This is a genomic window from Ruminococcus sp. AF37-20, assembly GCF_003460465.1.
GTDB classification, from domain to species: Bacteria; Bacillota; Clostridia; order Oscillospirales; family Ruminococcaceae; genus Hominimerdicola; species Hominimerdicola aceti.
Genome location: NZ_QTVE01000008.1, coordinates 1 through 17218 on the forward strand (window position 1 = coordinate 1; position 17218 = coordinate 17218).

Here is a 17218-nt window from a genome sequence, read left to right on the forward strand (position 1 = left end):
AAAATTTTTGTGGGAAATTCATTTACACAGTTTATTTTTCATACCCAAGCTCTTAGATCACAGGGACGATCTAAGAGCTTTTTATTTTGTTACTTTATGATTCATCATGATGTGCTTTTGACGGCAAAATTACGTTATTCGTATAACAATAAATAACTATTTTACGATACTTTTTAAGCTTTGCTCTGTCGAATTTCGTCAAATCCTCTATTTTACGAAAATATTCAATTATCTTGTTGCAATTTTATATGTTACCTTATACGATTCATATATTCCGCTTTCTGCTCAAAAGACGAGTGAACATAGCGATCAAGTGTAATACTTACATTACTATGTCCCAGTATTTCTGACAAAGTTTTTACATCAAAGCCGAGTTTTATGCAATTTGTGGCAAAGAAATGTCTTATAGCATGAAAATGTACTGACGGCAAATTTCCGTTTTTTAAAATCTTGGCAAACCTATATTGTATCGTCCTTGGTTCTATTGGCTTTTTCTTGTTAGAAAGTATGTAATTATCATTATCTCCTCTGTTGTTTTTCAAAAGCTCTAAAACACATTTTGGAATGGGAATTTTTCTTTTTGAAGACTCGCTTTTCGGTTCTGCAAGCATAAGCTTAGTTTTGTATAGCCCATTCTTTACTTGTATTCTTTGTAAAGTCTTATTCACACTTATGATACCCTGTTCAATGTCAATGTTTCCCCATTTTAAGGCACAAAGTTCACCTATTCGTAAACCCGTTACTCTTGAAAGATAAATTCCTATGGATGTAAGATCATTCTTTTGAGCCAGTATATCACACAGCTTTTTGTCTTCATCGTCATTCAATATTCTTATTCCAACTCTGTGTTTCTTCGGCATTACAATACCGTCCATTATATTATCTATCTTATAAGTTTTATACGCATATTTGAAAATAGATTTCATAAGAACCAAAATGTCAGTAATATAACGATTTGAGAGATTTTCCTGCTGTTTTCTTCTGATAAAATCATATATATCGTCATTGGTTATTTTACATATACATTTCTGCCCAAAGAAAGGCAGAATATGTTTGTCAACTTTTAAAATATAATTTGCAGCGGTTGATTCTTTTATGCGTATTGTGACAGTGCCAAACCATTCATCATACACTTCTGTGAATGTTTTTCTTATTTGTGTTTTAGATATAAGATCAATGTAATATTTTTTCATCTTTGCAATTACTTCATCATGCGTTTTGCCGAAAAAAGCATGATATTTTCGTTTTGATCCTGAGGTATCCAAAAATACCCTTCCCTCATATCTTCCGTCTTTTCTGAGATAAACATTTCGATAATTCATCTTAAATCCTCCAAATTTCAGTAAGTTTTTTCATATATATTGTAAGTTTTGCTGTTTTTAATTCTATTTCTACATTTTTTGTTCATACTTATTGACAAATACAGTAATAAGGTGTATAATAACATAGGTAAACAAAAATTTACTTTTGAGCTTATGTGCATCTGTTATTAAATTATATATCCTATATTTTCGATTTTAAAGTGCATATTATTATGACAAGCTTTTTTCGTAAAATAGAGAATTTGACGAAAAGGGGATAACTGGCAATGTACAAGATCGACCCGATAGTAAAAAAGATTAGTTCCAAAATAGTTGTCTGCACAGGTGATCAAAAGCTTGAGTACTGTTCAGGTATTGAATTATCAAAAGCTCAATTTGATAAGAGATATGTTATTGATAGGATCTATGCAGAGAATGAAAGAATAATCATTGTTCTGAAAGAGGCTGAAATAAACAGCACTGATTGGTGTCAGGATAAGGACGTTGGGTTCTTTTAGGCGATATGGTTATGACTTGAAGTATAAATGTAATATCAATATTGGAGAATAAAGCTTGAATTTGTTAATTATAGGTGCAGGACAGTATGGCATGGTTGTCAGAGAGATAGCTCTGACAACAGGCCGATTTGACAAAATTGATTTTTTGGATGACAACAATGCTGTCGCTATTGACAGTACAAACAATATTTCAAAGTGGGTAAGTGAGTATAAAATTGCGATAGTAGCGATTGGAAAAGCAGATGTGCGAGAAAAATATCTGACTTTGTTGAAACAGTGTGGATATGAGCTTGCAACGATCATTCACCCTGACGCATATATTTCACCTTCAGCAATGATTGGGAGTGGCTGTGTGATCGAACCCAAAGCGGTCATATATACTGATGTCAGAATTGGCGACGGATGTTTTATTTCTGCTGGAGCGGTTGTAAATCACAACAGTGTTGTAGAAGACACTTGTCATATAAATTGTGGAGCAATCATAGCATCAGGTGTTATTGTGCATAAAGGCACTAAAGTTGATTACGGATTGGTTTTTACTGGAGAGAAGTAGAGTATGGATAAGAAAAAAGTCAAAAGGTTTATAGGAAAGTCTGTGGCTGTTTTAGCTGTGGCTTTTGTAATACTCAGTATCGTGTCAAAGCGTAAAAAAAGAGATACTGTTTATGATAATGAGCCAGAGCAGAAAAATCCTCTTGAGGGTAAAAAAGTCATTTTTGTGAAAGACGAGAATGATAAGGAAAATGCTGATGGCATAAGAGGTCACCTCGAGGCTATAGGTGATTGCGACCACAAGCCAGGCTTATACGAAAGATACATAAAGAGAGGCATTGACATTGTGCTTTCTTTTGGAGGACTTGTTGTTCTTAGCCCTGTTTTCGCTTTGACAGCTTTAGCAATAAAAATCGAAGATCCGGGTCCTGTATTTTTTACTCAGAAAAGAGTAGGGCAGAATAAAAAGTACTTCAAGCTACATAAATTCAGATCTATGAAAATGTGTACTCCGCATGATGTGCCTACGCATATGCTCGACAATCCTGATCAGTACATAACCAAGGTCGGCAAATTTATAAGGGCGCATAGCCTTGATGAGCTTCCACAGATCTGGGATATTTTCATAGGCAATATGTCCGTAATAGGTCCTCGTCCGGGACTTTGGAATCAGGATCTGCTTACTGCGGAAAGGGACAAATACGGCGCAAATGACGTAAAGCCTGGACTTACAGGCTGGGCGCAGATAAATGGCCGTGATGAGCTTGAGATACCTGAAAAAGCTAATCTTGACGGCGAGTATGTTAGAAAACTTGGTCCGATAATGGACGCTAAGGTTTTTCTCGGCTCGCTTCATGTGTTTGGTAAGGATGATTCTGTTGTTGAGGGTGGAACGGGTGAGATGAAGAAAACTCAGACTGAAAGTACCTTAGACGCAAAGAAAAAAATATTGGTGGTTTGTCAATACTATAAGCCTGAACCGTTTCGTGTTTCTGATATATGCGAAGAAATGGTACGACGTGGGCATGAAGTTCAAGTTGTTACTGGCTATCCAAATTATCCAGAAGGAATTATTTACGAGGGTTATGGAAAGGGTAAACATATTGATGAGGTGATCAATGGCGTTAGAGTGCATCGGTGTTATACAATTCCTCGTCAGACCGGATCTATTAAGCGATTGCTGAATTACTACAGCTATGCGGCATCATCTACGTCATATGTTCTTTCCAAGGATTGTGTTGCTTCAGATGGAAAGCCATTTGATGTTGTTTTTTGCAATCAACTTAGTCCAGTAATGATGGCAGATGCAGCTATTGCTTATAAGAATAAATATAAAGTTCCTATTGTAATGTATTGTCTTGATTTATGGCCTGAAAGCTTAATAGCAGGAGGTATTACAAGAAGTTCGATCATTTACAAATATTTTCATTATGTAAGTGAGAGAATATACAGAAAAATGGATAAAATCCTTATTACAAGCCGTATGTTTTCTGACTACTTGACTTCAGAATTTGAAATAAATGAAGATAAGCTTAAATATCTTCCTCAGTATGCTGAGGACTTATTTGGTTGTCTATCTCCAAAACCAGATGACGGGGTATACAACTTTATGTTTGCAGGAAATATCGGTGAGATTCAGTCTATTGAAACGATAATAAGAGCAGCAGAAATATTGAAAAAGGAGCCGGTCGTTTTTCATATAGTCGGTGGTGGCACGGATCTTGATAGACTTAAAGATATGGGAAAAGATTTAGATAATGTGATTTTTTATGGAAGACGCTCTCTTGAGGAAATGCCGAAATTATATGCAATGGCAGATGCAATGCTTGTAACATTAGCTTCTGACCCAATTTTGAGTCTGACGCTTCCAGGCAAAGTACAATCTTACATGGCTGCAGGAAAGCCAATAATAGGGGCTATTGACGGTGAAACAAGAGTTGTGATTGCAGAAGCAAAGTGTGGATTTTGCGGAAAAGCTGATGATGAAGCGGAATTGGCAGAAAATATCAAAAAATTCATTAGTAGTGATAACATATTAGAAATGGGTAAGAATGCTCGAAGATATTATGAAGAGAATTTTGATAAAATGCTTTTCATGGATAAGTTGGAGTTTAACTTGATTTAAAAGGGTTATATTGTGAAAGTATTAATGATAAATTCCGTATGTGGGATACGCAGTACGGGACGAATTTGCACTGACCTTGCAGAAGTGCTTGTTGAAAATGGGTATGAGGTAAAGATTGCCTACGGCAGAGAAACAGTGCCGGAAAAATATCAGAAGTATGCCGTTAGGATCGGTACGGATATTGATAATAAGATCCATGCGATTCAAACGAGGCTGTTTGATACTCATGGATTTGGCTCAAAGAAAGCCACTGCTGATTTTTTGAAGTGGGCAGATAAGTATGATCCTGATATCCTGCATTTGCATAATATCCATGGATATTACATAAATGTTGAAATGCTTTTTGACTGGATAAAGTCAAGACCACAGATGAAAGTTATCTGGACATTGCATGACTGTTGGGCATTTACAGGGCATTGTGCATATTTTACTGCTGCAAATTGTGATAAATGGAAGACGCAGTGTAAGTGTTGTCCTCAACTTAAGAGTTACCCTACTTGTAATTTCAACGGCAATGTTGAAACTAATTTCAAAAGAAAAAAGTCAGCTTTTACTGGGGTAAAAAATATGACGTTGGTTACTCCGTCAAAATGGTTGGCGGGATTGGTCAAAGAGTCATTTTTGAAAGATTATCCTGTTGAAGTTATAAATAATGGCATTGATACAAGTATCTTTAAACCGACACCAAGTGATTTTAGGAAGAGATATCATATTGAAGATAAAAAAGTTCTTCTTGGTGTAGCTGCTGTTTGGGACGAACGCAAGGGATTAAATGATTTTGTTAAGTTGTCAAAAATGCTTGATGATGATTATAAAATCGTACTTGTCGGTTTATCTGAAAAGCAGATAAAGGAAGTGCCTGACAACATTATAAAGATATCAAGGACGAACAGTGCGGTCGAGTTGGCTGAGATCTATACTGCGGCTGATGTATTCTTGAATTTGACTTATGAGGATAATTATCCGACGGTAAATCTTGAGGCTCAGGCTTGTGGTACCCCAGTTATTACTTATGATACGGGGGGAAGTGTGGAGAGTGCGAAAATATATGGTTTGAGTGTTAACCACCAAAATGTCGATCAATTGATTAATGCTATTGAGAAAATAGAGAGCATTGAACGAAAAAAAATTAATATTGATTGCAAGAACGTGGTAAAAAAATATTTGAAATTATATATTAGTAAATAAAAAAATAAAGATTAATACATAATTAAGGAAGACAGCTATGAAAAGTCAATTTTAAATTGGCTGTAAATTTAAAAATCTTTTTTGCAGTAAATTAGGTAATCTTAATAAGGCTCCATGGTGGGCGATTTTAAACAAATCTATGATGTAGATATCAAGACTACTTAATTGCAATTAAATTACGCATCGTCAGTTATCATTTTCTAGATGATTCTAACGAGTTTGTTGGCATAGTACACAAGGACATTAGAGTGGCTCCGATTTTCAACCAATTTGAAATCATAGTAAGCCTTGAGGTGGCATTGTTTTTAACAACATTGTGAACTGCATTAACAAGTGCATATTTGAAAACTTTAGATTCACATTTAAACATCTTGACTTTGTTATTCTAAGCAATAAGATATTGAACATGATTGTTGCTGTAGTGTGCCGTCAATTCAAGACAAATGATGAGGCTGTTTTTGTCTGGAGAATCTATCTTGGAAATCAGCATTTGGAAGCCATTATTGCCATTTGTAAATTTGGACGATTTGATTAGTTTTTCTCCATCGGAAGGTATGGCTGAAGAAAAGTAATAGACTTGGGCAATGTCGATGTCTACATAAATCATGATGTTGTATTTGCATTTCTAAAGTTTGCTAACGTGAAATTCCAGCAGCGATTATCATCATAGACGTGATGGAAATAAGTCCCCAGATTACTCTGATAATATCTAGATATAAACAATTCGGATAAATGTAGTCGCAATACACTCCTACGTGTGGGTAGAACTACGGTGCAAAATAAAAAGTTCGCATTATCTGAATGTATTTAACTACATTATTAAAAGAAAGGAAACACCTGATAATTAACTTGCCAATTATCATATAAATGGAAAAATGGTTAAAAAAAATAAAAAAAGCAGATTTTTATTAGCTTTGTTAGTATATATATCTATTTTCTTTTTTTTATTAATAATTTCGATGGTAATAGATACTACATATGATGCAAAAAAATTGTTTAGTGCATGTATTGCAGCATATGTGATTATTGGAATTTGTTTAATAATTCATATCGGAACAAGTGGGGGAGATTTTTTTGAACCTATTACATTTATTTCAATTTTATATATGATGCTGTTTATCTTTGAACCTATGATTGATGTTTATGAAGATAATTTGAATTGGTTTGGAGGAAATTATACATCTTTTGGAGTCAAGGGAACTTGGATTGCTATTGCAGGATATTTAGGCTTTTTTATAGGATATAGAGTAGAAAGATTTTCGTTTGCTACTTTTTCCTATAATAAATTGAGATATAAAGTTAAGAAAAAACCAGAAGAAATGGAAGATGATGCTTATTATACAAAAGTGGCAGTAATTTTTTGGATAGTTTGTTATTTTATATCTGTACTATTTCTTCTTTTGTCAGGAAAAAGTCTTGCCTTCATTTTAACAGGGGGTTTAACTGGAAACGGGGATTTATTAGAATCTCGAAAAATGTTAGGAGCATTATCCATGTTCAGCTATTGCCTTGTTGGTGCATGGATGCTGTATTTTGTTTATGGAAAGAATAAAAGTTTGAAAGTAATAACATTTATTTTAACAGTTTTTATTTATTACATTAGAGGGTATAGATTTATTATTATTATATTTGTATTGGCTCCCATTGTCTTTGTGTATTTATATAAACAAAAACGTCCCAAATTTGTAACGATAACAGCTGCTATTATAGTAATGATCATATTTGTTGGATTTGTTGCAGCGGCAAGAAATAGTGTTAGATATGGTGGTGGTATTTCGAATGATATGGTTAATTGGGATGCTGCTTTAGAACAGGTTAAAGATAATTTTCGTATATATAAAACATACTATGCATTAGTTGGCTATGTTCCCCAAGAAACTAATTATTTGCATGGACAACAGATTTTCCTTTATACAGCATTTATGTTCGTTCCAAGAATCATTTGGAAATCAAAACCGGAAACATCGGCAGGTTTATATTTAATAAGAGATGCTATTTCAGAAAGTGCTTTTTTATCAGGAACAGCATATCCTATTATTGGTGAGTTCTATATCGAATTTGGCAGTGCTGGTGTTGTTATTTTTATGTTTTTATATGGATACTTGAATAAAAGTTGGTTGAATAGATATGGGCTATCATACTCAAAATTTGATAAAATTATGTATAGTATTTTGCTATTATCAAATTTTCAGATTGTGATTAGGGGATATACACCATCAAATTTTTATATGGTTATATTTTTTGTTTTACCGTTATTATTTATTAAATTTTTAAAGGGAATAAAAAGAATATGAAGAAAATTAAAGTTTTAGTAGGACATCCTGGAAAACAGCATTCATTAAAATTAGCTGAGGCAATTTTAAATGATTCAAAATATGATTTGATTTATGCAACAACGGTTTATGATAAGAAAAATTCATTTTTTATGAGAATTGTAAAAGCAATTTTATCATCCAAAAATAAGGAAAGAGCAAATGCACGTAAAAGTGAACTTTTGGAAGACTCTCAAGTTATCACTTTTTGCTCTATATTGGGATTATTTAGAATCTTTTTAGCACATTATGATAAATCACAAAAATATTTCCAAAAGATGACATGCTATTTAGGCGATGTTTTTGGATTGAAAATGGCAAAATATGCTATAAAAAATGATATTGATATTATTATTACATATGATACTTTTTCTCAAAAATGCTATGAATACATTGATCATTATGCTAAAAAAAGAATTATTAAGGTGATGGATGCTTCAGCAGCAAATCTTTCGTATCAAAAGAAAATATTTGAAAAAGATATGAAATGTTCACCGGAATTTGCGGAAAAGTTAAAACAGGAAATTTCATTTACATTAAATGATGAAAGACAAAATTATTATATTGATGAAGCAAAACGAGCAGATTATATTATTGCAGCATCTGAATTTTCGAAGAAATCATACGTTGCAGTAGGAGTTCCCAAAAAAAATGTTTTTGTGTGTCCGTATGGAATGGATAGCTTAAATTATGAAGAAAAACATATTGGCAAAACAGATGAGTTAGTATTCACTTTTATGGGAGGAACAAGACAAGCTAAAGGTTTGTCTTATGTATTGGAAGCTTTTACAAGATTATCGAATAAGGATACAAAACTTAATATTGTGGGAAAGGATAATTTGGTACAGGATATAAAGAAAAAATATAGAGGAAACATAAAGTATTGGGGACAACAGTTACACTCCAAGATACCAGAAATATTGTCAGAAACAGACATACTTTTGTTTCCTTCTTTGAGTGACGGCTTTGGGTTTGCGGCGGCTGAGGGAATGGCAGCGGGATGCCCTGTTATCGCAAGCGAAAATTCTGGCATTGCTGATTTAATTGAGGATGGAATTAATGGATACGTAATTCCTATACAGTCTACAGAGGCTTTATATGAAAAAATGTTATGGTTTGCTGATAATCGTGAAAAAATTCAAACGATGTCTGATAATGCAGTACGCACAATAAAGAAGATGACTTGGGAACAGTATAATCAAAAGATCTTAGATATACTAAAATATCTTACTCAAAATTAAAATAATATAAAGTGAGAAACGTTAATTTATGAAAAAACTAGTAAAAAATTATATATATAATTTGATCTATCAAGTATTTTTAGTAATTGTTCCACTTATAACAGCCCCATACCTTGCAAAGACATTAGGATCTAAAGCATTAGGAATATATAGTTATATTTGCTCAGTTAGTAGTATTATAACAAATTTAGGCTTGATTGGACTTAATAATTATGGTGCACGGGAAGTTGCTTATTCTAGAATTGAAAAAAGAAAACTTGATAAAGTTTTTGCCGATATTAATATACTTAGACTTATATTACTTTTGATTATTTCTATACCATATTGGATAATTATCCTACAATCTTCATATAAATTATATTTTTCAATCCAGTATATTTTAATTTTTTCAACATTCATAGATACGTCATGGTTGATGATAGGTCTTGAAGAGATGAAGATTGTAGCTTTGAGAAATTTTGCAGCAAAACTCATTACAGTAATTGGCGTTTTTTTGCTTGTGAAAAATTCAAATGATTTATGGATTTATTTTGCTATTTTCTCTGTTGCGACTCTTGTTACGACATTGAGTTTGATTTTTCAATTAAAAAAATATATTAATTACGAGCATTTTGATTTAAGAAATATGTATAAACACATAAAAGGATCATTGTTGTTATTTTTACCACAGATAGCAACTATTATGTATTTACAAGTTGATAAAATCATGTTGAAAGCAATGTCAGATACAAGTCAAGTAGCCTTTTATGATCAGGCAGAAAAGATAGTTTCTATTCCGTTAGCACTTATAACAGCTTTAGGAACAGTTATAATGCCTAAATTGGCTACAGATTTTAGGAATAACCATCATAAAGAAATAGAAAAAACTATTCAAATAGTTATTAAATTTTCATTATTTGCTTCATTACCGATGATGTTTGGATTGATGTCGATTTCAAAAACGTTTATCCCTTGGTTTTTAGGAAGTGAATTTTTACCCGTTGCATCAGCAATAGTAATTATTGCACCTATTATCGTACTTAATTCGCTTGCTAATATATCAGGAAATCAATATTTTACAGCTACCAATCAAACTCGAATTATGACTATATCTTATATGGCAGCTGCGATTTTAAATATTATTATAAATGCCATTCTAATTCCTATATGGCAATATAAAGGTGCTGCAATTGCGACGCTTTTATCGGCACTTATTTCTGTAATTATTCAATACTCTGTAATGAGAAAACAAATAAGCGTAAAAATGGCGTTTTTGTCTTCATCAAAATATCTATTAGCATCATTATTAATGTTTTGTATGTGCTATTTTTTGAGAACTTTAGGAAGCACTTGGTATATCACTTTAGTGCAGATATTTATAGGAGTATTGATGTATATTGTTATTTTACTGTTAACAAAAGACGAAATGCTAAAGAAAATTATTTTAACATTAATGAAAAAAGGAAACAAAACATGAATAAAAGTGTTATTAAAGTAACTATTATTGGAGATAGTATAAGTCAGGGGTTAGGAAAGAAAAAAATTAATTATTGTGAAAGCTTAAAAAATAAAATAGAGAATTTAACAGGTGTAATATGTAATCTAGAGAACTTAGCAGTGACTGGAAAAACAATAATATATGCTAATGAAATTATTGAAGATATTATTAAAAGTGATCCGGATATTATACTTCTTTTTATGGGCAGTGTAGATGCTTTGATAAGACCGAAGCCAGAAGGCGTTTTTTGGAAGTGCTTACCTAAGCGTTATAAGTTGAATGGTATGTTAGATCCACGACCTTTTTATTCAAAAAAGCGGTGGAGATATATACCAGAACATATTGATTCATGGATTCGATGGCATTTAAAAAAAGTTTTGATGAAATTTTGTAAAGTTTATTCTTGGGTTGATGAGGAAACATTCGAAAAATATTATAGAGATTTTGTGAGAAATTTTTCAGATAAAGAAATTTTGGCAATTTCTCCTGTATATGTAGATGAAAAATTCTTTCCAGGCTCAAATTATAATTTGAAACAATATAGAGATATTATATCTAAAATATGCTCAGAGCAGGAAAACACACATTTTTTTGATATTTATTCGTGCCAAGAGCAGTTAGGATGGAAAGAAAATCCGTCAATTTATGGAGATGATCATTTTCATCCAAGTATATATGGATATCAATGGATGGGAAGTATTATTGGAGATAAAATATCTCAAATTATAAAATTAAATAAAAAATAGGATGCGATAAACATGAATATAAAACAAAATTTGTTGTATTTTCTTTGTAAAACGATATATAAACCTTTGCCAATCGAAGCAAATGATGTTAAACGTATTATTTCAGTTGAATATAAGAATTTATTGATTGAAAAAAATACAACATTCAATATTTGTAAGCTGAACATCCAAAATAAAGAATATTATTTTAGAGAATGTAAGAAACATGTAGAATTTGAAGAGTATCTTGGAAATTTAATTGACGAATATGTTGATTCGTTAAAAGATAATAATTCATTAAAAATAGAAATTGTTAAAGTGCGGAGTATTTTAATGAAGCAAGATGTTATGAATAAACTATTTAGAATGGGTATAGTTAATGATAACTCTTCAAAGATTTCATATTTTTTTAAATCAAATGATATTTCAGTTTGGGGAATACAAGAACTTGAAAATATTGAATTGAGTGAATTGAAAGATTTGTTTCAGTATTTATGGGGAGAAATTTATTCTTATCGATTGAATGCTGGATTAAAAAAAGGATCATATCAAAGCTTTAATGCAAGTAAATCTTTGGCAACAAAAAAAATAGCTGATTTATTGGGCTTAGGATATCTAATACCGGAGACTGAATTGGTTAAACTAGTTTTTCCTGATGGTAATGAGAAAATTGGAACACTAATGTCCGCTGTTATTGGGGTAGCACCTAAAAAAATGTCATATGCAGAAAAACAGAAAATCACGCCTAAATTTCAACGAGATTGTAATTCTTTAAATGTATTGGATGCTATTTGCCATGAGAGAGACCATAGACCAGGAAATTATTTTGTTCGATTAAATTCAAAGGGAGAAGTAGATTCATTGGAAGCATTCGATAATGATGCACCGATGACGTTTTTTCTTACAAGTAATATTAATTTAGTAACATATTGGGAAAGTTCCTCTTTGTTATTATCGGATGGAACTTTAAATCTTAAACATGTTGACAAGAAATTATCACAAAAAATTTTGGAGCTTAAAGACGAAGAAATCGTGGACTCCTTAAAAATGATACTTAGTAAAATTCAAATTTGGTTTGTATGTAAAAGAATACATAAAATGCAGAAAGCTATAAAACACACAATGCAAAAGAGTGATGATTTTTTTATCTCGGATACAGAATGGAACAAAAAAACAATAATGGAAGAACTGGGCGATGATAAAATAAATTCATATCTTAAAATTTTTTGTATGAGTTCTCTAAAAGAAAAAAATTATGATGATTAAAAGAACTTATGTTTAAAATTGAAGTTTTAAAAAAGATAAATATGTAATTACTTCATGATACAAATGAAAGAATATAGTTTAGGTAAGTAGTAAATAATTTACTATGATAAAGGAGCTTGTTAACATGTCTTTATTCACAAACAAAACCCTAATGATAACCGGAGGCACGGGATCATTTGGAAACGCAGTATTAAACAGATTTCTGGAAACAGATATCGGAGAGATCAGAATATTTTCGAGAGACGAGAAAAAGCAGGACGATATGCGTCATGAGTATCAGGCGAAAATGCCTGAGGTAGCGGACAAGATCAAGTTCTACATAGGCGACGTAAGGAATTTGCAGTCCTGTAAGGACGCTATGCATGGCGTAGATTACATATTCCATGCGGCTGCACTCAAGCAGGTACCATCTTGTGAGTTTTTCCCAATGGAAGCCGTAAAAACTAATATTATCGGTACGGATAATGTCCTGACAGCCGCTATCGAGGCGGGCGTTGAAGCAGTAATATGCCTTTCAACTGATAAAGCAGCCTACCCTATCAATGCCATGGGTAAGTCAAAATCTCTTGAAGAAAGCGTCGCTATCGCTAAAAGCAGATATAGCGGAAAAACTAAAATCTGCTGTACTCGTTATGGTAACGTAATGTGCTCTCGTGGATCTGTTATCCCTCTGTGGATCGATCAGATCAAAGCAGACAACCCTATCACTGTAACTGAGCCTAATATGACTCGTTTCATTATGTCACTTGAAGAAGCTGTCGACCTTGTACTCTATGCTTTTGAGAACGGTGAAAACGGCGACCTGCTTATCATGAAAGCCCCCGCTTGCTCTATCGGTCTTCAGGCTGAAGCCGTTACTGAAATGTTTGGCGGCAAAAAAGAGGATATCAAGGTCATTGGTATCCGCCATGGCGAGAAAATGTACGAAACACTTCTTACCAATGAGGAGTGCGCAAAGGCTATCGACCTTGGCGGCTTCTATCGTGTCCCTGCCGATAATAGAGGTCTGAACTATGATAAGTTCTTTAGAGATGGCGACGCAGATAGAAATACTCTTACTGAGTTCAATAGTAATAATACAAAGCTCCTTAATAAGGAAGAAATAAAGGAAAAAATGCTTAAGCTTGCATATATCCAGGAGAGATTGGCTGAGGATTGATATGTCAAAGAAGTTGGTCATCCTCGGTGCAGGCGGATATGCAAATACTGTAAAGGACGTTTCTGAACAGCTGGGCTATGATGTGATAGCTATGCTGGACGATAGATTTGCCGACCGCACACTTGATTCTTTTACTAAATATATTGCTGACGATACGGAATTTATTCCTGCCTTTGGAAATAACGAGTTTCGCTTGTCTTGGTGCGATAAAATAACTAGAGAAGACGGCAGACTTGCCACTGTTGTGCATCCTACAGCTTATGTAAGTCCTACCGCTTCTATCGAAAAGGGCGTTGTGGTGCTTCCGAAAGCTGTTATCAATACAGATGTGACAGTGAAACGTGGCTGTATCATCAATTTGGGTGCTATCGTGGACCATGGCTGTGTGATCGAACAAGGCTGTCATATCTGCCTTGGAGCAATAGTAAAAGGCGAAAATAGGATAGCAGCGCTGAGTAAGATAGAAGCCGGAGAAGTTGTGCAGCTTAGACAGTATCCTGTGAATAAATGATTTTACCAAAGGTCGTGGCTGACCTCGGGAGGAAAGTATATGGAACATAATTTTAAATGGAAAAATGACGGCAGAACAAAGGTAATGATCGGCTGCGGCACCCGCCCTGAGATCATTCGCCTGGCGGCTGTAATAAGAAGATGCCGTGAGTATTTTGATACCTGCGTTGTGTATTACAATCAGAACTGGGACCGCAACCTCAGTACAGTTTTCTGGGAGGATTTTGAGCTGAAAAACACTTTCGGCGAGTTCGGCCCTGATATTCTTGTTCCTGTAGTAGGCGATAATCTGGGCGTTACCTGCGGAAATATTTTCGGCAGAAGCTATAAACTGCTTTCAGAATTGCAGCCTGACGCTTATCTTGTCCTTGGAGATACAAACAGCTGTCTGTCAGCTATCTCCGCTAAAAGACTTCATATCCCGCTTTTTCATATGGAAGCAGGAAACAGATGTAAGGACGAGTGCCTCCCGGAGGAAACAAACAGAAGAATAGTTGACGTTATCTCTGACGTAAATCTTTGCTATTCCGAGTTTGCAAGAAAGTATCTTGCTGATACCGGACTTCCAAAGGAAAGAACATATATGACAGGCTCGCCTATGGCGGAAGTCCTTCGTGGTAATCTGGATAAGATTCAGGCTTCTGACGTTCTTGAACGTATGGGTCTTGAAAAGGATAAGTATATTCTTCTTTCTGCACACAGAGAGGAGAATATCGACACAGAAAAGAACTTTACAAGTCTGTTTACTGCAATAAACGCACTGGCTGAAAAGTATGATATGCCAATATTGTATTCCTGCCACCCGCGTTCAAAGCATAGACTTGAAAAGAGCGGCTTTAAACTTGATCCTAGAGTAAGAGTAAACGAGCCACTGGGATTCAATGACTATAACTGTTTGCAGATGAATGCACTTGCTATCGTTTCAGACTCAGGCACGCTTCCTGAGGAGAGCAGCTTCTATCTTTCAATAGGTCACCCTATCGCAGCAGTTTGTATCCGTACTTCTACCGAGCGCCCTGAAGCACTTGAAGCAGGGGACTTTATCCTTGCAGGAATTACAACAAAAGAGCTGCTCAATGCTACAGATATGGCTATCGAAATGAAGCAGAAAGGCGTTCTCGGCAAGCCGTGTCCTGACTATGTGGACGAAACAGTATCAATGAAAGTCGTAAGGATCATTCAGGGATATGTTAATGTAGTCAACAAAATGGTCTGGAGAAAAGATCAGTAAGGAACGTGGAAATATGAAGATATTGGTTACAGGCGCAAAGGGCATGGTTGGAACAGCCCTTGTGAATAATCTGAAAAATATCAGAGATAACAAAAATCGAACAAGACCGAATATTTCTATTGAAGAAATATATGAGTATGATATAGATTCCACAAAGGAACAGCTTGACGAGTATTGCAAGGAAGCAGACTTTGTTTTCAACCTTGCAGGGGTAAACCGTACTGAGAATACTGAGGATTTCATGAAAGGGAACTTTGGTTTTGCGTCACAGCTTCTTGATACTCTGAAAAAGTATGATAACAAGGCATCTATCATGCTCTCGTCTTCCATACAGGCAACGCTCATAGGGCGATATGACGGAGAATACGGCAGAAGCAAGCTCGCAGGTGAAGAGCTTTTCCGGAAATATGCCGCAGAAACAGGAGCAAAGGTCGCAATATATAGGTTTCCTAACCTTATGGGTCATTCAAGACCAAAGTACAATTCTTTTGTATCAACACTTTGCTACTGCGTGGCTAATGACGAGCCGTATTCCATAAACGACAGAGCAAGTGAGCTGGAGCTTCTTTACATTGATGACCTTGTTGAGGGTATGTTTGCCCTCCTGGAGGGAAAGGAAAAGCATTGCGAGTTTGACGGCGTAACGCCTGTCGCAAATGATAAGGGCAGATATTGTTATGTGCCTGTTACTCATAAGGTAACTTTGGGCGAGGTGGTAGATCTCCTTGAAGAATTTAAGCAGCAGCCTAAGACCCTGCTTATGCCTAAAATGCCAAAGGGCTCTTTTGCCAAGAAACTGTATAGTCTGTATCTTACTTATCTCCCTGCAGATAAATTCAAGTATGCGCTGAAAATGAATGTAGATAACAGAGGCAGTTTTACTGAGCTTGTTCATACAGAGGATTGCGGACAGGTAAGTATAAATATAAGCAAGGCGGGCATCACAAAGGGTCAGCATTGGCACAACTCAAAATGGGAGCTTTTCATAGTTGTCCACGGTCATGGTCTGATACAGGAGCGTAACATAAACACAGGAGAGAAAGTTGAGTTTGAGGTCAGTGGAGATAAGATCGAGGCTATCCACATGATACCTGGCTGGACCCATAACATTATCAATCTCAGTGATACCGAGGATCTTGTTACTGTTATGACCTGCAATGAGATATTTGATCCAAGTCACCCTGATACTTTTGGGGAGCCTGTGTAATGTCAGAATACATAAAATTCCTCCGCCAGCACCTAGGCCACACCCCACTGCTGCAGGTGGGAGCAAGCGTAATAGTAATAAACCAAGCAGGACAAATGCTCATGCAGCAGAGAACAGACTGCGGAAGCTGGGGATATGCAGGCGGCTCGGTGGAGCTTGGTGAGTCTGTTGAGCAAACAGCCGAAAGAGAGCTTTTTGAGGAAACAGGTCTTAAAGCAAAAAAGCTCGAACTGCTTGGCGTCTATTCAGGTGAAAAAATGCAGTATACTTACCCAAACGGCGATAAGGTGTCAAACGTTGATATCGTCTACACCTGCCACGAGTATACAGGAGAGCTTAAAATGCAGGCTTCTGAGGTGTCGCAGCTTAAATTTATGGATATCTGCGACCTGCCAGAGGATATCTTCCCTCCAAATAGACCTGCTATAGAAGATTACATCAACAAAAATAAAACTTAAAGGAGACA

The 17218-nt window shown here is 34.9% G+C and carries 15 protein-coding genes; 14 read left to right on the plus strand and 1 reads right to left on the minus strand.

The features are described from left to right. Window positions 1-251: 251 nt before the first annotated feature. Window positions 252-1322 (minus strand): site-specific integrase, encoded by a 1071-nt coding sequence (locus DW015_RS06690; protein ID WP_117905056.1) that lies wholly within the window; start codon window positions 1320-1322, stop codon window positions 252-254. A 266-nt stretch (window positions 1323-1588) separates the two neighbouring features. Here DW015_RS06690 and DW015_RS06695 point away from each other — a divergent pair, with 266 nt between their 5' ends. From DW015_RS06695 to DW015_RS06765, 14 genes are all read left to right on the plus strand, one after another. Continuing rightward, on the plus strand, window positions 1589-1819 hold the full coding sequence (locus tag DW015_RS06695) for a hypothetical protein (protein ID WP_117905057.1): 231 nt from the start codon (window positions 1589-1591) through the stop codon (window positions 1817-1819). Between the two features lie 55 nt (window positions 1820-1874). Beyond that, complete coding sequence (locus tag DW015_RS06700; protein WP_242993233.1) at window positions 1875-2372, plus strand: hypothetical protein; 498 nt, start codon at window positions 1875-1877, stop codon at window positions 2370-2372. Window positions 2373-2375: 3 nt separating this feature from the next. Next, a complete protein-coding gene (locus DW015_RS13740) occupies window positions 2376-4436 on the plus strand; it encodes a sugar transferase (RefSeq protein WP_242993234.1) in 2061 nt (686 codons plus the stop codon). 12 nt (window positions 4437-4448) lie between these two features. Next, window positions 4449-5624, plus strand: coding sequence for a glycosyltransferase (locus tag DW015_RS06710; protein WP_117905059.1), 1176 nt, complete (start codon window positions 4449-4451; stop codon window positions 5622-5624). An 875-nt stretch (window positions 5625-6499) separates the two neighbouring features. After that, window positions 6500-7918, plus strand: coding sequence for an O-antigen polymerase (locus tag DW015_RS06720; RefSeq protein WP_117905063.1), 1419 nt, complete (start codon window positions 6500-6502; stop codon window positions 7916-7918). After that, window positions 7915-9177: a glycosyltransferase family 4 protein gene (locus DW015_RS06725; RefSeq protein WP_117905065.1), complete on the plus strand. Its 1263-nt coding sequence runs from the start codon at window positions 7915-7917 to the stop codon at window positions 9175-9177. Before DW015_RS06720 ends, DW015_RS06725 begins: the two co-directional genes overlap by 4 nt. 28 nt (window positions 9178-9205) lie before the next feature. Then, window positions 9206-10633 (plus strand): oligosaccharide flippase family protein, encoded by a 1428-nt coding sequence (locus DW015_RS06730; protein WP_117905067.1) that lies wholly within the window; start codon window positions 9206-9208, stop codon window positions 10631-10633. Next, the gene (locus DW015_RS06735; protein ID WP_117905069.1) at window positions 10630-11400 is read left to right on the plus strand and encodes an SGNH/GDSL hydrolase family protein; all 771 of its coding nucleotides are present in this window, start codon (window positions 10630-10632) and stop codon (window positions 11398-11400) included. Before DW015_RS06730 ends, DW015_RS06735 begins: the two co-directional genes overlap by 4 nt. A 12-nt stretch (window positions 11401-11412) precedes the next feature. Next, complete coding sequence (locus DW015_RS06740; protein ID WP_117905071.1) at window positions 11413-12645, plus strand: hypothetical protein; 1233 nt, start codon at window positions 11413-11415, stop codon at window positions 12643-12645. 124 nt (window positions 12646-12769) lie between these two features. Then, entirely contained in the window at window positions 12770-13804 is a 1035-nt protein-coding gene (locus tag DW015_RS06745) for a polysaccharide biosynthesis protein (protein ID WP_117905073.1), read from the plus strand. Between the two features lies 1 nt (window position 13805). Continuing rightward, the gene (locus tag DW015_RS06750) at window positions 13806-14315 is read left to right on the plus strand and encodes a hypothetical protein (RefSeq protein WP_117905075.1); all 510 of its coding nucleotides are present in this window, start codon (window positions 13806-13808) and stop codon (window positions 14313-14315) included. 39 nt (window positions 14316-14354) lie between these two features. Then, window positions 14355-15545 (plus strand): UDP-N-acetyl glucosamine 2-epimerase, encoded by a 1191-nt coding sequence (locus DW015_RS06755; protein WP_117905077.1) that lies wholly within the window; start codon window positions 14355-14357, stop codon window positions 15543-15545. 13 nt (window positions 15546-15558) lie between these two features. Next, on the plus strand, window positions 15559-16752 hold the full coding sequence (locus DW015_RS06760; protein ID WP_117905079.1) for an NAD-dependent epimerase/dehydratase family protein: 1194 nt from the start codon (window positions 15559-15561) through the stop codon (window positions 16750-16752). Then, on the plus strand, window positions 16752-17210 hold the full coding sequence (locus DW015_RS06765; RefSeq protein ID WP_117905081.1) for an NUDIX hydrolase: 459 nt from the start codon (window positions 16752-16754) through the stop codon (window positions 17208-17210). The genes DW015_RS06760 and DW015_RS06765 overlap by 1 nt, the downstream gene beginning before the upstream one ends. Window positions 17211-17218: the final 8 nt, after the last annotated feature.